The organism is Pseudoalteromonas shioyasakiensis, assembly GCF_024518675.1.
GTDB lineage: Bacteria > Pseudomonadota > Gammaproteobacteria > Enterobacterales > Alteromonadaceae > Pseudoalteromonas > Pseudoalteromonas shioyasakiensis_B.
In genome coordinates, this window is sequence record NZ_JANIGL010000001.1 from 1,191,900 (window position 1) to 1,212,030 (window position 20,131).

Here is a 20,131-nt window from a genome sequence, read left to right on the forward strand (position 1 = left end):
TTACTGTGCTTGCATTGCAAAATCTATTTGTTCGTAACTGAACCCTCGATACATTAAATAGCGCGTACGCTTTGCTTTTTCTTTGTAGTCGAAATCGTTCTGTGCATTTGAATACTTTTTTAAATACGCATCCTGCGCCAGTTGAAACCAATCTATTTCCATTGTTTCAACAATTGTACTGAGCAAGGCTCTATCAATTCCCTTTGCCATGGCTTCGCTTTGTATACGCTTTAAACCATGCTTTTTAGCAATTTGACGGCGAACAAACCCTTCTACATATCGTTGCTCATTAATAAAATTGTGCTCTTCACACCAATCTAATAAAGCTTCAATAAACTCAGGAGTTGCCTCTTTTTGCTGTAATTTTTTAGTTAGTTCGCGGCGTGAATACTCTTGCCGCCCAAGTAACCATAGTACGTAATTCTTTAACTTCTTTTTTACCGCTTCATCCATTTGTATCATTAAGCGTCAAAACGCCCAGTGTCGTTATTTTGCGGCGCAGCAGGTTCATTTCCTGCAGGCGGCACAACGGGCATAAAAATAGCCTGATATGAAACAAAAAAGCTAATGTAGCAAATTGGCATTAAAACCAACAGCGGTAAGAAGGTTAAAAACGCAGATATCACCATAAATACAGCACAAATAGCACCATAAACACTCAATGCCGCCATATTATGATAAAACACTAACAATGAACTTTTCAGCACATCAAAAATACGCTTTTGTTGATTAAAGTAAACCAGCGGTACGGCATAGGCAAACGCCGTTAGGTAAAATGAAACAGCTAATAAAAACAGCACTAAGTTAGCCATAGAGATACTCTCTATCACTTGTTGTAAAGCAAGATTGGGGTCAATATTAGGGTTGCTCATAATAGCGACCGCCTCAGCAAACAAGCCATTTGCTAACAACGCCATTAATACACCTGCGGCCATTTGATAAAGTGCTAAACGCAGTAAGCCAAGACGATTACCTTTAGCCGAAAAAGGCTTAAGGATATCTGCCAGCATAATTTTACCACCCTGCTGTTTCGTGAGTACCGCTTGGTAAAAACCCGCCGTTAAAAACGGCGTTGCAAGGGCTGCAATAATTTGCAGAAATGGCAAAAATAATGACAATAAGCCAACTACACCAATAAATAAGTGCATAAAAATAAACGTCAGAGGTTGGGTTTTAAATATAAGCCAGCCGGCTTTAAACCACTTAACTCCCGCTTCAGCTTTAAATACTCGTAACTCGATTGACATACGTGCTCTTTAGTTAACAACAAAACACGCCGAGTATAACTCGGCGCTTAATGGGATTACAGGGGCGAGACTGTAAAACTACGGTTTTTTAATCTTCTTTATATCTAACATATGCGCGCCGTGTTTAATTTTGGTTTCTAGGTAAGATTTATTACCAGCAACACCAGCCTTAATATGAGCATGAGTGCCAATAACCGAATCAACCTCAATACCCGCATCTTTTAGGGCATTGAGCTTTTTAGGGTTATTGGTCATTAATTTCACATGCTTTAAATTCATCGCTTCAAGCATTAATACGGCATCTGAAAAATCACGTAAGTCATCAGCAAAACCTAAATGGTTATTTGCTTCGTAGGTGTTCATACCTTGCGACTGCAACACGTAAGCATCAATTTTATTATATAAACCAATGCCTCGGCCTTCTTGGCGTAAATAAAGTAAAATACCGCCTTGCTCATGCATCATTTCGATACATTCATTGAGCTGCTCTCCGCAATCGCAGCGCGATGAATGAAAAACATCACCCGTTAAACACTCTGAATGCATACGAATTAGCGGAACTGATTGCTCGCTATCTGCATTATTAAACACCAAAGCAACGTGCTCTTGGCCATCATTTAAACCGCTGAAAGAAATTATTTCTGCGGGGATATCACTGTTTTTGCCAACATTAAGCTGGACTCTAGCTCTTACTTGCGCCACGACAAATCCAAATTTATAAAGTAAATGCGATACTGCAAATGTGATAATATCACAAAAATAACATTAATTAAGTTCATCGCAATAAGTGGTAACTATATTGAGGCGGTAACCTACAATTCAAGTATTATACCCGAACCACCTAAAGATACGAGTTTCAAACAAACGTTTGCTAAAATTTAGCGACAAACACGTCCCTATTTGATAGGCTGGTTTTCTAACACGATAATAAGGATTATTATGAAAGCAGCTTCATTAGTGCTCTGCCTCAGCCTTGCTTATAACAGCTATGCGCTGGCTGACGAGAGCTTAACCACGCAATTTAAAAGCGCCTACCAAGCCTACTTAACCGCCCAAGAATCCGCTGAAAATGCACTTCCTTTTGCTGAGCAAGCCTATGTATTGGGTAAAGAAGTCTATGGTCCGCAATCAAATAACACTGCCAACTTAGCGGTTAACTACGCCAATGAGTTAAAAAATACCACGAAAGAGCTTAAAGCTAAGCGTTACCAGCTATTTAACAGCGCTTACGAAATTTTGCTAAGTAATTATAATGCGACAAGTTTAGAGCTTGTTGATTCTTTGTCTGGCATGGCCAATAGCGCTCCCTCTGCACACAGCGCTGTAGATTTATATGATCAAGTTATTGAGCTCGCTGAAAAGCAAAATCTTCCAAAGCTAGCTGCAGACCTAAAAATCAGTGCCGCAAAAGACTTAGCCTATAACTACCGAGGCAGTAAGTACCGTACAGCACAGGATTACTTAGAACAAGCAGACGAGTATTACACACAAAACTTACCCGAGAACTCAGTTGAACGCATAAAAGCAGACTTTTTAGTTGCTGCATTCGCACAAGGTAAAAGGCAATATAACAAAGCAATCGAACGACTAAACCGAGTCGTGAATGTGTTTGATAAAGAGCTTAGTTTTGATCACCAAGCAGAACTCTCTGCGCACTCTAAACTTGTTTACCTTTATGAAAAAGAAGGCCGAAGTGACGAAGCCACAGAACACTGTATCGCCATTGCTAAAATGGTACCGTGGAAAGAAGACCAAGAACAAACGCCCCTTTATCGCGAGCCTCCCGAGTACCCAATGAACAAAGCAAAACAAAGACGAGACGGCTACGTTCAAATGCGCTTTGATGTGAGTAAGGCAGGCTTTGTTGAAAATATAGAGGTAATTAAATCTAAAGGCGGAACAGCCTTTGAAAAAGAAGCAGTAAAGGCCATGGAAAAGTGGCGCTACGCACCTAAATTTGAAAATGGGCAAGCCGTGGTTGCAAGCTCTAAAGTGCAACTTGATTTTAAAATTGGCAGTTAAGCTATCAAATGATAGCCCTAACTAGGGCTATCTTTATAAACTATCGAGTAATTTCTCACTGGCACCTTCAATTAAATCAAGCACCTGCTCAAAGCCATTAGCGCCACCGTAATAAGGGTCGGGTATTTCTTCAATATCACTGTCGCTATAGCTTAGGAATAAAGCTAATTTATATTGCAAATGCACAGGGCAAAGAGCATTTAAGTCCGCTAAATTTTGTCGATCCGCAGCTAAAATTAAATCAAAATAATCAAAATCACCCTGCTCGACTTGTCGGGCATGGATCCCTTTAAATGAATAACCTCGTTTTAAAGCCGCCGATTGAGAGCGTTTATCTGGTGGATTACCGCAGTGATACGCCGCAGTCCCGGCCGAGTCGATATCAATATCAATATTTCTCTGTTTTGCTTTTGCGCGTAAAACAGCCTCTGCTGTTGGAGAGCGACAAATATTACCTAAACACACCACCAGCACTTTTTTCACAGTTTTGTCCTTGATTAACGTTTAAGATCATTCAATAACTCATCGATTTCGCTTTTAAGTTCTTTATCTGCAATTTTATTAGCGCTTATTTTGGCATTCTCAAGCGCGGTAATTGCAGCGTCTGTTTGCCCCAATTCAATGTGCATGGTGGCTAATGAATAACTTATAGACGACATATAGTCTTTTGCATTAATTGCGGTTGCCTTTACTAATGCCTTTTCATAAAGCGTAACTGCATCAGCAAATTCATCAGTAAAATCGGCCAATGTTTCCCACTGTACAGGGTGATCTTTAGGCGTATTTTCGTTCTCTAAACACAGTGTATTTAGCTGAGAGTAAAGCCTATCAAAACGTTTTTGATCTTTTCTTTGCGCCGCATCAACAAGCTCACCGGCTAAATTAAGTACCACTTTGTACAGCTTAGTATTCATCATGTTTACAGCCTTTTATGGATAAGAACTTTATCATAACTTATCACTTCCAACCTTGTAACTAGCTGTGTTGATCTTTTAATTGTTGCCAATCGATAAGCTGCGTGCGTTTAGACATAACCGCTTCTATCTCACAATGGATAACATGGCCTTCTTCATCAAACTCCATCTCTGTGATCATAAAATGTTTGTCTTTATTGATAGGAGATACCGCTGTCCATTTACTGTTGAGCAATTTTTTAGGGGTTATTTTATTCATGTTCAGCACTATAAGCGTATGTTAATTTAATTAAACATACGCTTATAGCGTTAATAGAGTTCATTAATATTGTTTTAGAATTGCTTCATCGTAATCATCTGCGTTTAACGTTAAGTTAAACTTTTCTGCAACGCTATCAAGCTCAGTTTGCTTAATAGCCAACTCGTCCATAGTAATCGTGTTATCGTCAAGCTGCCATAACAGCCGCGAGCCGGCGTAGCTATAATGAATAGCAAGTAATGCATTAGCATCACCTTCACGTCCAGCGGCTTTAAGTTTCGGCATTTTACGGGTGATTTTATTGAGCGCTTGTTTCAGCTCCCACACATACACCACTTCAGTCATATAATCATGTTTACGGTATTTATTGAGTAAATACGCAATTGCTAAACTCGTTACCACCACACCTAACAAGTTCCAATGAAAATGGCTGCCACTTTCATCTGGAAATAACGCAATTAAAGTTTGCGAAATAGCTAAGCTACCTGCGGCTAAAGCTAAACCACAGCCAATAATGACGCGGTTTAAGTGTTTGCGATAACGCGCTTTATCTATTTGTATAAGTTGCATAACTGCCTAATAAAGTAAAAACAAAAATAACAAGCCATTGTAACTAATCATACTCGCTTTTAGTACTTGCCTAATTAACTGTAATCTCTTTACTTTTTTCACTGATGTATTTTAAACCAATTGTTACTATGCGGGTGTTAACCATGGTAATGACGCGCAATTGCACATTATTAATCACCAGTGTCGCACCTTTACGCAGTGGCTCATCGAGTTGCTCGTTTATTAACTCTTCTAAACTCACATTTTCTGGCGCGTCTATTTTCATGTTGTATGAATAATAAATATCACCCACTAAAGTAACACCTTTTACTCTGAGCTCATTTTTAGAAAGGTGATTATCTTCTTGATGAGTTTCATCAGTGGCTGCAAAAACTAAGTCAACAAACGGCCTATTTTTAGGTTTAAGTACCACAAACAAATGATCTTGCGACTTTAAAATAGTTGAACCTCTAGGAGGAATCGTGGAGCTACCACGGGTTATCATCGCCACCACAACGCTTTCGGGTAGTGCAGCTCTTGATAAACGTCGCCCGACAACACGTGATTCATCACTGAGTGTATATTCGACAATCTCAATATCGATTTCATTAAGCGCAGTGATCTCCAATTTAGCCGCAGCATGCATCGGCGGCGCTTCAACTAAGCCTAATTTGTTTGCAATCCATGGCATTGTTGCACCTTGCAGCGTCGCTGATATTAATACAACGAAAAACACCACATTAAAAATCAGCTCTGCACCCGTAAGGCCAAAAAGTAATGGAAAGATTGCCAAAATAATAGGCACTGAACCACGCAAACCAACCCATGAAACAAATATCGTTTCTTTATTGTTAAAGCCAAATAGCTTTAAAATAGGCGCGACCGCAAGAGGTCTGGCGATAAAAATAAGTGCCAACGCAATAAGTAAACCTTCTAGCCAAACATCCACTAATGATGAAGGGTTTATCAATAAGCCAAGCACCACGAACATGGTAATTTGGCCAAGCCACGCTAAGCCATCATGAAACAAAAAGATGCCGCGTTTATAAACAAATTCGCTATTCCCTAAAATGACACCGGTAATAAATACAGCTAAAAAGCCGCTACCGCCTAAGGTGGCCGACAGACCAAACGACAACAAACCAAATGCCGTTACCATCACCAAATACAAGCCAGAGGTATTGAGTTTAATTCTATTAACAAGCCACACCGCGAGCTTACCAATAAGCACACCACACAGCGCACCTATTCCCATTTGTTGCACAAACAATAGCAACAACTCAGCACCCAGCTTCATTTCGTTAACGAGCACTTCAAGCAAACCAATCGTTAAAAAAATGGCCATGGGATCATTTGAAGCACTTTCAATTTCAAGGGTCGATTTAAGCTTTTTATTTAAGTGAATACCCGCACTTCGTAATAACGCAAATACCGCCGCGGCATCAGTAGAGCCAACAATAGCCCCGAGTAAAATCCCCTGTAATACAGGTAACTGCAAAATATAGGTAGCAACTAACCCGGTAATAATTGCAGTGAAAAGCACCCCCACCGTTGCCAGCGCTGATGCAGGTTTCCAAACCTGTTTAATTGACCCTATCGGTGTTTGTAAGCCACCATCAAACAAAATAATAGCAAGCGCAAGCGTACCAAGCGCATGGGCAGCTTCTGCATTATCAAATGAAATACCGGCAATACCATCTTCACCTGCGAGCATGCCCACTAATAAAAATAAAACGAGAACGGGAAGGCCAACTCGAGCCGATAACTTACTCGAAATGACCCCCAATAAAATTAATACGGCACTGAGCAGAATGATATTATCAATAACAAACATAGTGTGAATTTATACCTTGTATAAATAGAAATGAAGACGACTAAAGCTCTATAACTTTAACATAAAATACAACAACCTAATAAAACAGCTAAATGAAAGTTTAAATAAACCAGCAAAAACTTAAATGAATTTCACCCCTTTTTAATTTACCACATGTTTACTCAACAGTACGTTATTAATTATAGAGGCTCGCTTATGCAAACATTCGTAGCTGAAGCCAGCCACACGCGCCAGCAAGCTCAGCTCCTACACTCCAGCGCGGTGTTTTCCCGTTATTTATCTTACATTTTTCATAAGTAGTCGCACTTTAATGAAAGTTAATAACAATTTTACTTAGAACACGCTAGGCTATTAACATCGTATTTTAAAAATTGGAGTCATCATGAAAAAGTCTTTTTGTACTAGCTTAATCATCAGCCTCATTGGTTTCACCAGCTTGCAAGCGTGTGCGCAGCAAACCGAACAAACTATCCCAGTGGCCGCCAGTGCTGATAACTATGAACTTGAATTAATCGCCAAAGGGATTCAAATTCCGTGGGGAATGGCTTGGCTTAACGAACAAGATTTATTAGTAACAGACCGTTCAGGTGAACTTAGACTGATTCGTGATGGCAAATTGCTAGAACAAAAAATCACTGGTGTGCCTAAAGTGCATGCGCAGGGGCAAGGTGGCTTGCTAGATATTGAGCTTGATCCTAATTTTAGCGACAACGGTTGGATTTACTTTTCATACTCTGGCTATGAAGGGGATGAAGAAGGCTACAATACGTCAATCATGCGCGCACAATTAAAAGACATGGCGCTGGTGAATACGCAATTACTATTTGATGGTTCACCCAATACCACGGCAACCAAGCACTATGGCTCACGTATTGAGTTTGATAACGACGGTTATTTATATTTTTCTATTGGTGATCGCGGCAAACGTGATGTACACCCACAAAGCCTTGAATATGATGCGGGTAAAATTCACCGTATTAATAGCGATGGTTCAATTCCAGAATCAAACCCATTTGTAAATCAATCAAACGCTCGTAAAAGCATATATTCATACGGCCATAGAAACCCACAAGGTATGGCTATGCATCCAGAAACAGGCGCAATTTGGAGCCATGAACACGGCCCCCGCGGTGGTGATGAAATCAATATAGTCAAAGCTGGTGCAAACTATGGTTGGCCGGTGATCACCCATGGTATCAATTACATTGGCACCAAAATCACTGATGAAACCAGCCGCGAAGGAATGGAGCAGCCTGACTGGGTATGGGTGCCGTCTATCGCGCCTTCTGGTATGCAGTTTGTTACTAGTAGCAAATACCCGCAGTGGCAAGGTCATGTGCTTGTTGGTGCAATGAAGTTTGCCCACTTAGTGCTCGTTGAGCTTGATGGCAACAAGGTTACGGGTCACAGTAAACTGTTTGAAGGCGCTGGCCGCGTACGCAGTATTGCCACTCACCCTAATGGTGATATATATCTAGGCATTGACGGTATGGGTATCTACCGCATAGTACCGAAGGCATAGCGGTTCTAAGTTCGGCTGCGGGCTGCGGGCTGCGGGCTGCGGGCTGCGGGCTGCGGGCTGCGGGCTGCGCAATATGGTATTAAAATAAGGAAATTACTTTCACCATTAAACGTTCACAAAGAGGTCATGAGACGCTGCGCTGAAGAGGTATATTATTAAATAGCCCATTTTCTTCTCATTCCTTTCTCTTTATGAAATAGATTTACTCAGCAATAAAAAAGCCTGCAAATTTGCAGGCTTTCTTACTAGCTTTACTCTCGCAAGCTCGCCAACTCCTACAACACAATAATGCTCGTAACCAAGTAAGCCACAAATGTTAAGCCACCAGCGAATAGCGCATATGGCATTTGGGTTTTAACGTGAGTGAGTAAGTCACAACCTGATGCAATTGCAGAAACCGCACTGGTGTCGGATATTGGCGAACAGTGATCGCCAAATACGCCGCCACCTAAGATTGCCGCAATCACTAACGAAGGTGGTAAACCTAAAGCTTGAATAAGTGGCACACCAATTGGGATAAGAATTGCAAACGTGCCCCACGAGGTCCCCGTAGTGAATGAGATAACCGCACCGGTTACAAACAACACTGGTACCACTAAGTAGATAGGTAAGTAATCACCCACTAGCCCTGCGACAAATATACCCGTACCTAAGTCTTTTAAGCTGGCACCTAACGTAAGTGACAGCAGTACTATAGCGACTAAAGGCAAAAGTTCGCCCATACCTTTAAAACCAATATCAACGAGTTTGTGGTGCGTAAATTCGCGTGATGACACCATTAAAAAGTAAGCTACTACACAGGCTAAAATAGTGGCATACAACACTGATTTAGAGCCACTGCCGCTGGCAATATCACCATTACCCGACCAATACATAAAGCCCACCATACTACCAATTAGGGTAATAAGTGGAACTAGCATATAACGTGCTTTAGTACCTTTAACTTCTTCTTGTAGCTCAGTTTGTTGTTGATCCAGCTGTTCTTCAGCTTTTTTTAGTGGACCATGTACTTTATCAAATGAAATAGTGTAGAACACAATAACTAAAGTAATGATGGCGTAGAAGTTATAACCAATACTACCCCATAAAACCGACACAGCCGATTCCGACAACTCATAATTACCCAATAAGCCAAGTACATATGCACCCCAACCATTAAGTAATATTAAAATACACACAGGTGCACTTGTACTATCAATAATGTAGGCTAAACGGGCTCGGCTCATTTTAAATTTATCGAATAAACCACGAGATAAAATACCCGCAGTAAGTACACTTAAGTTAGATTCAATAAATACCGCAATCCCTGAAAACATAGTTAAAAAACCAACTTGGCGCTTACTTTTAGCGACGCCTTTATTCATCAGCATATTCACAGTGGCGGCAACACCACCAGATTCACGGATGTACGCGAGCAAAGCACCAATTAAAATACTAAAGATTAAAATACGGCTATTGCCTGGGGAGCTTGCCACCGCGACTACACGCTCAATTGTATTGATAAATGTGTTAAACAGTGTATTACCGTCGCCTTGTAAGGCTAATAAAAATTCTGATGAAGCAACTGCAACCAGCAGCGCCATAATCACTTCTTTACGCCAAAAAACGATTAATATCGCGATTAACGGCGGTAAAATGGAATACCAAGACATACAATAACCTTTTAAGTAGCGACTACGCCGCTGTTATAATTATTTTACCTTCAATACTAGGCTGAAGGTTAGAACAAACCCACTAGCTTAATATGTTGCGCAATAAACTCAACTTAATTCGACTAATGATTTAAAAGTGCTTCATAAACAAGCGAAATCACTGAGCCATACTTACCTGTTTCAAACTTTTTACCGACAAACTCATAGTGTGTGTCACTGCCTTCAATGGGCGTGTGACGCGCATTTGTTAATAACACAATTGCTAAATCATACTCAGGGTCGATAACCGTTACTGTACCTGTCCAACCAGTGTGGCCATATGCTTGTGGACTAGCGTATGGGCCAAAGTGCCATTTTTGTGCCCCATGACCTGCTCTGCGCCAACCTAAACCATAAGTCTCGTTACTCGCTTGTGCGTTAGTGAATTGCTCAATCACTTGCGCAGTAAAAAATTGTTTATCGCCATAGCCGCCGCCATTTAAAAGCAACTGCATCATAATACTCATGTCGTATCCTGTGCTAAACAGTCCTGCATGACCTGCAACACCTCCGAGTGCATAAAATGCTTTTTCATCGTGCACTTGGCCTTGCAACACATCTGTTCGTACATTTTCAAATTCTAATCGGCCACCACGGGTATTACCTTGCAGCTCAGTAGCGGCAATTTGATTTTTGTTAAAGCCTTTTTGCAATGGGTTATAAACGGTCTGCGTTAAGCCCAGCGGTTGATAAATTTGCCCTTCTACGTAGCTATCAAGTGACTGCCCCGTAATACGCTCAACCAGTACTCCCAGTAACATGTAATCAATATCTGAATAAAGATGCCTTACATTACGACCAGCCACAAAGGGGACGCCAGTTAATAGTAAATTTTTAGTGCGCAGACTATTTTGCGAGAAAAATCGCTCGCCGAATTTATTATCTTTACGATGAAAGTCCACCACTGCTGGGTAACCTGCACTATGGGTCAATAAATCTTTTACCAAGCGCTGTTCACGCCCTGCACCTCTAAACTCTGGCAAGTAATAAAATAAGGGTTTTTCCACATCAAGTTGACCTTCACTAGCCAGCTTCATCAATGCAAAGTTAGTGGCAAACATTTTTGTGTTTGATGCAATATCAAACAGGGTATCGGCCTGCATTTTCTGCGGGGTGGCGAGTTTCCCTCCCGTTGCATTATATTTTTTTGCATCGCCATAGTGACTTAGCTTAATCAGCTGACCATCTTTAACCACGGCTAATACAGCGCCAGGGAAACCTTGACTGATCTCTTCATTGATCAGTGCATCAACCGCTTTGAAGTCGACTTTTTCTGCGGCTTTATCTGCAAGGGTTGGATAGGAAAAATGTAATGTTAAACGTGCACCTTCAGGCATCACATTATCAACCTTGAAAGTATTAGTGCCATTATGAGTACGCTTATAAAGGCTGTATTTATACTGTTTTTGGGGAGCTAATGGCTTAGCAATATTGATTTTTTCGCCATTGATATAAATATCGGCACTGGTTGCATTATTGTTTTCAATAATTAGTTCGCCGCGACCTTTGTACGCTTTGAAAGTCCCGCGGTTGTTTACCAATAAACGGCTACTTGGGTTGCTGTCAGGAATTTTTGCAACGACTTGTGCGTTGTTCAATATCTTAGGTTTGGCAACATCTTCGGTTTGCTCTTGCTGATATTGCGCCATTAATTTTGCCGCTTTTTTAGGAAAGTACTTTTCCATTAGAGCAAACAACACCGCAGCACTTCTGGCATCGGCATTACCACTCACATGCCATGGTAAAAAGTGCATTTGAAATGCACTTAAGGTATCAAGTGTTTGCGAGTCGAGTTGATTTGTTGCTTGTACGTCATAACCATAACCACGTAATGCTTTTTGCATTAACGCTATTGACGGTTTAACTAAACTAAATTTCTGCCAATATTTATCAACCGTTTCACTTTCGTACCACGCTCCTATACCTGCTTTATAAAGCTGATACCAAGGAAATCGTGGGCCCGGATCGTTTTTACGGCTCGGTGCAATATCTGAGTGACCAACGACTTGAGTAGGGCCAATATCAGGATTACGCGCTAAAATACCTTTACTTAATTCAATCAACAACTCCATTTGCTTAGCATCGTAATCAGGAAAAATACACAGCTTAGTTGCATCATTTTCCATCTGTATATCCGCAGCTACCTCTGGGTAGTGGCAAGTGGGCACATTTACAATTTCAATACCAATTGATTGATCGTTTAAATCTTCTCGGCCTTGCCAAAAGCTGCGTCCAGCGTGCCATGCTCTATCATGTTCATCCACTAACTGAATAATTTTAAGTTCGTCTTCTGGATAGCTTGGATCATTTGATTCAGGTAATAAGTAATGAGCACTCAAGCCACCTTCTTCGACCAATACGCGCATTGATTTTTCATAATCAATGGCTGTGTAATGCATCACTAAAAACTTAACGCGGTGGCTGTAATTAGCTGATTGAGTGAATTCATAAGGTGACGAAGCACAGCTTATTAGTAAGGCTGCCGTAGTGATTAAACCAAGTTTTTTAAACCAAGATAAAAACGTCATAGCTCTCTCATAACTGAAAAATCAAAAACATAAATAGTGAGACTGACCGTTATCAAGTTTTGAACTCACTTTTCCTACATAAACACTAACACAGATGAACTTCTTGTAAATATTTTATTTCAAAAAACAAATAAATGTGAGATATTTTATAAACACAGTGTTTTTACCTGTCCTCATAACTACAGGTTTGCCTAGTAAGGTTGTCAAGTTAATAAATTCAAACTATATTATTCCAGTTATTCTTAAATATTATTCCAATAAAAAACATATAAGTAATGGAATATTAAATTTAAATATAAAATTACACATACAAACTTATAGCAGCAACTGAACCCAAAACAAGTACAAAACAGTTTTGTTTAATGCTATAAATACACTAAATACTTTAATAAGCGAGTACTATGTCTACATTTGTTAAAATCAAAGCATTGCGTCAGTCTTTATCAAGCAGTGAAGCAAAGCTGGCAGACTTCACATTGAACTCAGCTAATGCAATTCGTAACCTTTCTTCTGTGGAACTTGCCAAAGTAGTTGGTGTTAGCCAATCGAGCGTTGTAAAGTTCTCACAAAAATTAGGTTATAAAGGCTTTCCTGCATTCAAATTAGCTGTAATAGATGCATTAAATGGTGAAACCAGCGAACCAAAACTGCATGGTAAAATAACGCTGAACGACTCTTTAGAACAAATAGCCGAAAAATTATTAAGCAGTAAGCTTGCGGTTCTCACTGAAACCAAAAATTTGAATGATGCCCCAGCTTTTGAACAAGCCGTTAGTTTACTTAAATCAGCTAAACGCATTTTAATTTGTGGCTTAGGTGGCTCTGCACTAGTGGCAAAAGATTTTTCTTATAAACTACAAAAATTAGGTATGCCTGCTATTGCAGAGCCTGATGGTCATGCACAACTATCCTACGTGTCTACCTTTGGTAAGGGCGATTTAGTTATTGCGATTAGTGAGTCAGGGGTAACCCGTGAAATCGCTGAGGTTGTGAAACAAGCTAAACACAATAATAGTCATGTAATTTCTGTGACTAAGTTTGGCAACAGCCCAGTTGCTGATGCCGCTAATGTAAAGCTATTTTCGGTGGCAGAGGAAGAGTCGGTGCGTTTATCATCTATTCTTGCGCGTACTGCACAAGACTTTGTCATAGATATTCTATTTATTGCTTTAACACAGTCTAGTCGTCAAGGTCGTAAACTATTAGAGCACTCTAATGATGTCGTAGGTGAATTTAGAAATCATTAATTTAAACGACCTTTTAAAAACAGGCTGTTTTTGCAGCCTTTTTATTTGTTAATTCAAGTCCCCTACTCCCCCACGCATAAATTATTTCAAAAATTGTCATGGTAAAATTTAGTATTTATTCATCACCATTTACTTAAGCCTTGCTTACACGATCAGTAAAAATGATAACAAGCAAACCACACAATAAAAATAACCAATTGTTTTTAATAATAAAGAAATAAAATTCGCATTGTTTTATAGATAATTTCTATATTAAAAATATTGCTATATTGAGAAAAATTATATCCAACTCACTTTTAATATATATTATTTCCAATAAAAAATAGTTAAGGAAGAAATTATTCTTGACCAATACTGGCAACACATGTTTAATAGAATGGCAACAAATAATAAAAGTTTATGACTCTATTCGGGGAATCAACACAGTTCAGAGCAATAAACATACTTATAATAAGGACGGGGAAACGATGAAAAAACATGCACCAACCTTCAATATAAGCTCTTTAGCGCAAGCAACGCACCGCGCTCTACGAGTACCAAAAACTGCAATAACAAGTGCGCTTATAGCCGCAGCTCTGACAAGTGCCCCAGCACTAGCCAACTTAAACGGTGCCATTAAGGGTAAAGTAGTCACTGATCAAGCTAATCAATCTCTAGCTGGTATCACAATCACAGCTCGCAGTAACGTCATGCCAAAAGCACGGACAGTCGTGACCCGCGAAGATGGTAGTTATGACTTACCTCAACTAAAACCAGGCACATACGAATTAACTTTTGAAGACAGCAACGGTATTACACAAACCATGACTGTTGATGTACGACTTGAACAAACCTCAAACGCTAATGTGGTGCTTAGTGCTAATAAAGAGAGTGTTGAAGTAATTACAGTGACAGGTAGTAAGTTATTCCGCCAAGGTAATTCGTCATTAAGTAACTCGCTTGGAGAAAAAGCAATTGAAGGCGTACCTGTAGGTCAAGACTATCGCGATTTATTAAAGCTTGTACCCGGTGTCGAGCTTTCACAAAACTCGACTCTTGGCCCATCAGCCGGTGGTTCAGGGGTTGATAATTCATATGGCTTTGATGGTGTAGACGTATCATTACCAATGTTCGGTAACTTGGCTTCAGCACCTTCAACTCACGATGTTGAGTTTGTAACTATGGATAGGGGTGGCGCAAAAGCCGTTGGCTTTAACCGCTCTGGTGGATTCTCAATTAATACAGTATCAAAATCAGGTACTGATGAGTTTCACGGAAATGTTGAATATAAAGTCCAACCTAAAACATTAGTTGCAACACCCACGGGCTCTGAAAGCTATGAGCTTGATAAAAGCTGGTTAACTGCTAGTTTAAGTGGCCCACTCATTGAAGATTCTCTATATTTCTATACTTCTTATTACCGTCCTGAAACAACTCGCGAAAATAAAGATACTGCATATGGTGAGGCTAAAGATTATGAAAGTATTAGAGATGAATTTTTTGGTAAATTAACTTGGGCCCCAACGGACGATATACTTTTAAACATTTCTCAACGCTCATCAGAAGAAACCCTTGAAGGCGGCTCTATCGGCGCTTATGAAACAGATAGCGTGTCTGTTGGTGCGCAGACCAATTACGATATATTCACTTTCGACGGTTCATGGATTTTAGGTTCTGCAACAACATTATCATTTCAATATAGTAAATTTGAAAATGAAAGTGGGTCTAAACCAGATACTGAACTCAGTGTTTCCCCTTCACTAACAGGGCAGTTAGATTTAAATAACTTAGATCAAATGGGGTATTTTTCAGTACCAAGCACCTTAGATAGTGATGCTAATTACACAGCAGAACAAATTGCAGCATACAACGCAGGCGCTACTACTCTTATCAACCAGTACGGTTACCTTGAAGATGGCCAGATGACCGGTGGTGGTGGTGTTGGTGCTTATTACCAATACGATAATCAAGACTTTTTCCGTGATTCATTTGAAATTAACTTAGATCATGAATTTGACTGGGGTGATACATATCATACCCTACATATTGGTGCTGAATGGAAGGAAGGTAAAGAAATACTTACCCGTTTATCAAACGGGTGGGGTAGAGTCTCTTATGTAGGTGGCCTTGATGAAAGTTTAGAAGAAGGCAGTACTACACCAGTTGTTTATCGTGCATATGTACAACAAATGAGCTTAGTTGGTGACAGCTCTGAAGCTGTATCAGCCATTGTATCTGAAACAAAAACTATTAACTTTGAAATCAACGATACCATTGAATATGGCGATTGGACTTATAATGTAGGTGTACTAATCAGTCAAGATACATTATATGGTCAAGGTTTGAGTGAAAAATCAGGAACAGTTTCTGGTTATGAGCTCGCGCCTGGTAATAAATACGAAATGCACCAAACAGATTGGACAGATATGATTCAGCCGCGTTTAGGTGCAACTTGGACCTACTCTGAAGAAGACTCTGTGTTTGCTAACTTCTCAATTTACAACCCTGAGGCTAGCTCTCTTGCACGCGCTGCATCATGGGATCGTAATACCCGCGCTGAAATCGAAGTGGAGTTTGATGCAGCTGGGAATGCATTTTACGCAGAACCACGCCAAGGCTCATCAGGTAAAGTATTTGCTGATGACTTAACACCACGTCGTATTACTGAGTTTACATTAGGAACGACTAAATATGTCGGTTCTGATTTAGTATTACGTGCTCATGTTCGTCATCGTAAAGGCAATCATTTTTGGGAAGATATGCCAAATGATGCACGCTTAACTGATTATTCAGGTGTTGATGCATCAGGTGTACCAGAGAACATTGCTTCTCAAGGCCTTTATGTCGATAACTTAGCTGAAATTCGAGATGAAATTGGTGGTTCTTCATACGTTATTGCTGAAGTTGATGGTGGCGAAACCAAATATTGGGAAGCCAGTATTGAAGCTGAGTACATGGGTGAAAACAGCTATATAAACGCATCATATGTTTGGAGTCATTACTACGGTAACTTTGACCAAGATAATACCACCGCAACCAATGATGCTAATACGTTTGTTGGCTCATCAAACTATGGGGATGGCCGTGGTCGCTATTCATGGGATAACAAATACGGCACCTTATCTGGCGACAAGCCTCACCTATTAAAAGTATACGGTTACTATACGGTTCCTTGGGAAGCGAATGTGGGTGCTTACTTTGTATTTCAATCAGGTAAACCATGGGAAGCATGGGATGGCTCAATCTATGGTTACTCAAGTGGTACAAGTCGCTATGGCGAACCTGCAGGTAGCCGTCGTAGTGCGAGTCATTGGCAGCTAGATTTAAACTACACTCAAGATGTTACCATTGCGGGTGATTTTGAAATGCAGTTCCGTGCTGACCTATTTAACGTATTCAATCGTCAAACAGGTTATAACAATAACCCATATGTGACATCTGAAACGTTTGGTGAAGCCCGTAACTACTATAACTCACGTAGATTGCAGTTATCTTTTAACTTCCAGTTTTAAATCACAACCAAGCGCTTAAATTAGCGCTTCTTCACCCATCCAGGGTAAGGCCACATTTGTGGCCTTTTTCATGTTTTAACGCAGAATTTATTGCACAAAGCGCTGATCATTAGCAATCTCACATTGAGCAACCTCTTTCGGTTGGTTGTTCCTGTCGACTACCCAGCATTGGTCATAGATAGAGCAATAACAAAGCTCAATTAAAACTTCCCCTTCCATTTCAAGTACTCACTTAAGTAATCTCTATCTTTTAACCTAGCAGCTTTTACATTTGCTTGGTTTGGTAAAATCCGTGTGCTTATGTGAGATTGAACAAGGTTCGAATTATCTAAAAAGTCAGACCACTTTTTAACAGTGTTCATTATTATAGGTAACTTTGGCATATTTTATTATTGCGGGACCAGTACCATTATTTATTATTAAGCCATAACTAAAGCTTTCTTGTTCTGGCTCCACCGAAAAGCTTCGGTATAGTTCAACCCTAGGCCAGACGGATGCCCTTGCGTACGAGCGGTCAATCATGGTTGAGTAAATCCGCTATGATTGTTGTAACTACACTGATAAGTAAAGCTGATAGGGCCACAATCATTTCTGGTTTTTTATACCGTTAAGTTTGGCTACACCATACCGTTAGCCTTTTTTAAGCGCAATAAAAAACGCAGTCTAGGCTGCGTTTATCAAGTTAATAATGTACTGCTTTATACTCTTACTGATACAGCAAATACGGCTTTCGCTGTTGCTTAAAACGCTCTAACCCCTGCTGCCAGCTTTGCTTTATTTGCTGCTGGGATTGCCCTGCTTTGATGGCTAAGCGCAGTTTGTCGGTGCCTGCGAGCTTATCCATAAAACTTGCACGTTCGAAAAACACCAGATCATTAGCGTTGAGTTTTTTATAAGCACTAATAAATAAACTTAAATCGAGTCCCTTAATCGTACTGTCACGTAAATCAATGCCTTGCACCTTCACATCTTTAAATTTAGGGCTCATAGACGCGCCTTTAATCGCACGAGGTGTGAAGCTAAACTCACCTAGAGCTACGGGCGAATAACCAACCACCTGAAATGGAAAATCAGTACCACGACCAATAGTAATTGGTGTTGCTTCAAAAAAACATAATGACGGATACAAGGTAATTGATTGTGCATTAGGTAAGTTAGGGCTTGGCTTTACGGGCACTTGGTATGGGGTATTGCGAGTATAATTGGCAACTGGGAATACACTCAAATCAAGTTCATTAGCGCTATCTATCCAACTCTCACCTTTGATCATTTTTGCTAATTCCCCCACGGTCATACCATGTAACACCGGAATGGGGTGCATCCCCACGAATGAGCGAAATTCAGGCTCTAAAATTGGCCCATCAACATAAGCAATGTTTGGGTTTGGTCTATCAAACACCATAAACTTTACGTTGTTTTGCGCCGCGGCTTCCATCATATAATGCATCGAGCTGATATAGGTATAAAAGCGCACACCCACATCTTGAATGTCAAAAATGATGACATCTAATTCGCGTAATACTTTAGCATTGGGCTTTTTATTACTTCCGTAAATAGAGATAACATCAATGCCCGTTTTTTTATCTACGGTACTTTTAACATGGGCACCAGCATCATGATCACCACGAAAACCATGCTCAGGGGCAAAAATTTTGACTATGTTTACGCCGTTAGCACGCAGTAAATCAACAAGGTGAGTGCCATCAACTTGAGATGTTTGATTAACCACTAAACCTACTCGCTGACCTTTTAACGCAGGCAGGTATTGTTCAAGCTGCGCAGCCGCTACTGTTAATTGTGGGCTCTGCAAGGGCATTTTGGCTCCAGGCGAGTGGCCACAGGCTAAAAGTAAGAAACTGGCGAGTAAAACGAACACTCTTAACAACATTTACAGCTCCACAGCTTTACGTAAAAATCCATCAGCTTGTGTCAGCATTTGCTCTGCTTGCACCGCATCTTTACCGGTTAGTACAATTAAAATAGCCAATTTTGCACTTTGCTTTGCTTGTGCTAATGCATCAACGGCTTGCTGATGAGAGCAGTCGGTTGCCTGCATAACAATACGAATTGCGCGAGCATGGAGCTTTTCGTTACTGGCATTAACATCAACCATCAAGTTTTTATAAACCTTACCTGTGCGTATCATGCTAGCGGTACTGAGCATATTTAAAACAAGTTTTTGTGCTGTGCCTGACTTCATTCGTGTGGAGCCTGTGACGGCCTCCGCACCAACAACAGGACAAATACCAATATCAGGAAGTTGCATCACTAACGAATTAGGGTTACAGGTAACCCCCACTGTTTTACACCCTACTGATCTTGCGTACTCAATTGCTGCACGTACATACGGTGTACGGCCACTAGCGGCAATACCAACAACTACATCTTTGGCTTGTAAATTAATCGCTTTTAAATCTGCAACACCTAAAGTCAGGCTATCTTCAGCGCCTTCAACGGCTTTTTTAAATGCAGTTTCGCCACCAGCAATAATACCCATAACTTGTTGATCATTTACGCTATAAGTGGGCGCGCACTCTACGGCATCTAAAATACCTAAACGTCCACTGGTACCAGCACCTATATAAATAAGCCGACCGCCTTGCTTAAAAGCTGCTACGATATGATCAACTGCTTGACTTATTTTCGGTATAACCAATTTTACTGCTTGGGCAACCTTTTGATCTTCCTGATTTATTTTGGTTAGAATTTGCGTACTGTCAAGCAAGTCTATATCTAGAGTATCTGGGTTCTGCCCTTCTGAGACGATACCATTTAGTTCCTCTAAAAGTGTACGTTGTTGTTCAAATGCGTGTTCAGAACTCATGAT

16 protein-coding genes are annotated in these 20,131 nt (G+C 40.3%); 4 read left to right on the plus strand and 12 right to left on the minus strand.

The genetic code is table 11. The features are described from left to right. The 3 genes from NQT69_RS05210 to NQT69_RS05220 all read right to left on the minus strand — a co-directional run bounded on the left by NQT69_RS05210 (position 1) and on the right by NQT69_RS05220 (position 1,949). The gene (locus NQT69_RS05210) at positions 1-453 is read right to left on the minus strand and encodes a regulatory protein RecX (protein ID WP_256826613.1); all 453 of its coding nucleotides are present in this window, start codon (positions 451-453) and stop codon (positions 1-3) included. Positions 454-461: 8 nt separating this feature from the next. Next, positions 462-1,247, minus strand: coding sequence for a BPSS1780 family membrane protein (locus tag NQT69_RS05215; protein WP_256826614.1), 786 nt, complete (start codon positions 1,245-1,247; stop codon positions 462-464). 78 nt (positions 1,248-1,325) lie between these two features. Continuing rightward, positions 1,326-1,949, minus strand: a complete 624-nt coding sequence (locus tag NQT69_RS05220; RefSeq protein WP_256826615.1) for a GTP cyclohydrolase II — start codon at positions 1,947-1,949, stop codon at positions 1,326-1,328. Positions 1,950-2,186: 237 nt separating this feature from the next. Here NQT69_RS05220 and NQT69_RS05225 point away from each other — a divergent pair, with 237 nt between their 5' ends. Further along, positions 2,187-3,269, plus strand: a complete 1,083-nt coding sequence (locus tag NQT69_RS05225) for an energy transducer TonB (RefSeq protein WP_256826616.1) — start codon at positions 2,187-2,189, stop codon at positions 3,267-3,269. A gap of 33 nt (positions 3,270-3,302) precedes the next feature. Here the strand turns inward: NQT69_RS05225 and NQT69_RS05230 are convergent, their stop codons facing one another. From NQT69_RS05230 to NQT69_RS05250, 5 genes are all read right to left on the minus strand, one after another. After that, positions 3,303-3,752 (minus strand): low molecular weight protein-tyrosine-phosphatase, encoded by a 450-nt coding sequence (locus tag NQT69_RS05230; RefSeq protein WP_256826617.1) that lies wholly within the window; start codon positions 3,750-3,752, stop codon positions 3,303-3,305. A gap of 14 nt (positions 3,753-3,766) precedes the next feature. Continuing rightward, complete coding sequence (locus tag NQT69_RS05235; RefSeq protein ID WP_256826618.1) at positions 3,767-4,186, minus strand: tetratricopeptide repeat protein; 420 nt, start codon at positions 4,184-4,186, stop codon at positions 3,767-3,769. Positions 4,187-4,244: 58 nt separating this feature from the next. Next, the gene (locus tag NQT69_RS05240) at positions 4,245-4,442 is read right to left on the minus strand and encodes a TIGR02450 family Trp-rich protein (RefSeq protein WP_256826619.1); all 198 of its coding nucleotides are present in this window, start codon (positions 4,440-4,442) and stop codon (positions 4,245-4,247) included. 63 nt (positions 4,443-4,505) lie between these two features. Then, entirely contained in the window at positions 4,506-5,012 is a 507-nt protein-coding gene (locus NQT69_RS05245; RefSeq protein WP_256826620.1) for a DUF3087 domain-containing protein, read from the minus strand. Between the two features lie 70 nt (positions 5,013-5,082). Next, positions 5,083-6,825 carry a potassium/proton antiporter gene (locus NQT69_RS05250; RefSeq protein WP_256826621.1) on the minus strand — a complete coding sequence of 581 codons (1,743 nt, stop codon included), beginning with the start codon at positions 6,823-6,825 and terminating at the stop codon, positions 5,083-5,085. A gap of 382 nt (positions 6,826-7,207) precedes the next feature. Here NQT69_RS05250 and NQT69_RS05255 point away from each other — a divergent pair, with 382 nt between their 5' ends. Continuing rightward, a complete protein-coding gene (locus NQT69_RS05255) occupies positions 7,208-8,347 on the plus strand; it encodes a PQQ-dependent sugar dehydrogenase (protein ID WP_256826622.1) in 1,140 nt (379 codons plus the stop codon). A gap of 275 nt (positions 8,348-8,622) precedes the next feature. Here the strand turns inward: NQT69_RS05255 and NQT69_RS05260 are convergent, their stop codons facing one another. Then, on the minus strand, positions 8,623-9,999 hold the full coding sequence (locus NQT69_RS05260; RefSeq protein ID WP_256826623.1) for a Na+/H+ antiporter NhaC family protein: 1,377 nt from the start codon (positions 9,997-9,999) through the stop codon (positions 8,623-8,625). Between the two features lie 122 nt (positions 10,000-10,121). After that, positions 10,122-12,566 (minus strand): penicillin binding protein PBP4B, encoded by a 2,445-nt coding sequence (gene pbp4b / locus NQT69_RS05265; RefSeq protein ID WP_256826624.1) that lies wholly within the window; start codon positions 12,564-12,566, stop codon positions 10,122-10,124. 401 nt (positions 12,567-12,967) lie between these two features. Here pbp4b and NQT69_RS05270 point away from each other — a divergent pair, with 401 nt between their 5' ends. Together NQT69_RS05270 and NQT69_RS05275 are read left to right on the plus strand one after the other, a co-directional pair. Next, entirely contained in the window at positions 12,968-13,813 is an 846-nt protein-coding gene (locus NQT69_RS05270; RefSeq protein WP_256826625.1) for a MurR/RpiR family transcriptional regulator, read from the plus strand. A gap of 467 nt (positions 13,814-14,280) precedes the next feature. Beyond that, positions 14,281-17,304 carry a TonB-dependent receptor gene (locus tag NQT69_RS05275; RefSeq protein WP_256826626.1) on the plus strand — a complete coding sequence of 1,008 codons (3,024 nt, stop codon included), beginning with the start codon at positions 14,281-14,283 and terminating at the stop codon, positions 17,302-17,304. 706 nt (positions 17,305-18,010) lie between these two features. Here the strand turns inward: NQT69_RS05275 and NQT69_RS05280 are convergent. Continuing rightward, positions 18,011-19,120 (minus strand): exo-beta-N-acetylmuramidase NamZ family protein, encoded by a 1,110-nt coding sequence (locus NQT69_RS05280; protein ID WP_256826745.1) that lies wholly within the window; start codon positions 19,118-19,120, stop codon positions 18,011-18,013. Between the two features lie 72 nt (positions 19,121-19,192). Then, on the minus strand, positions 19,193-20,128 hold the full coding sequence (gene murQ, locus NQT69_RS05285) for an N-acetylmuramic acid 6-phosphate etherase (protein WP_256826627.1): 936 nt from the start codon (positions 20,126-20,128) through the stop codon (positions 19,193-19,195). Positions 20,129-20,131: the final 3 nt, after the last annotated feature.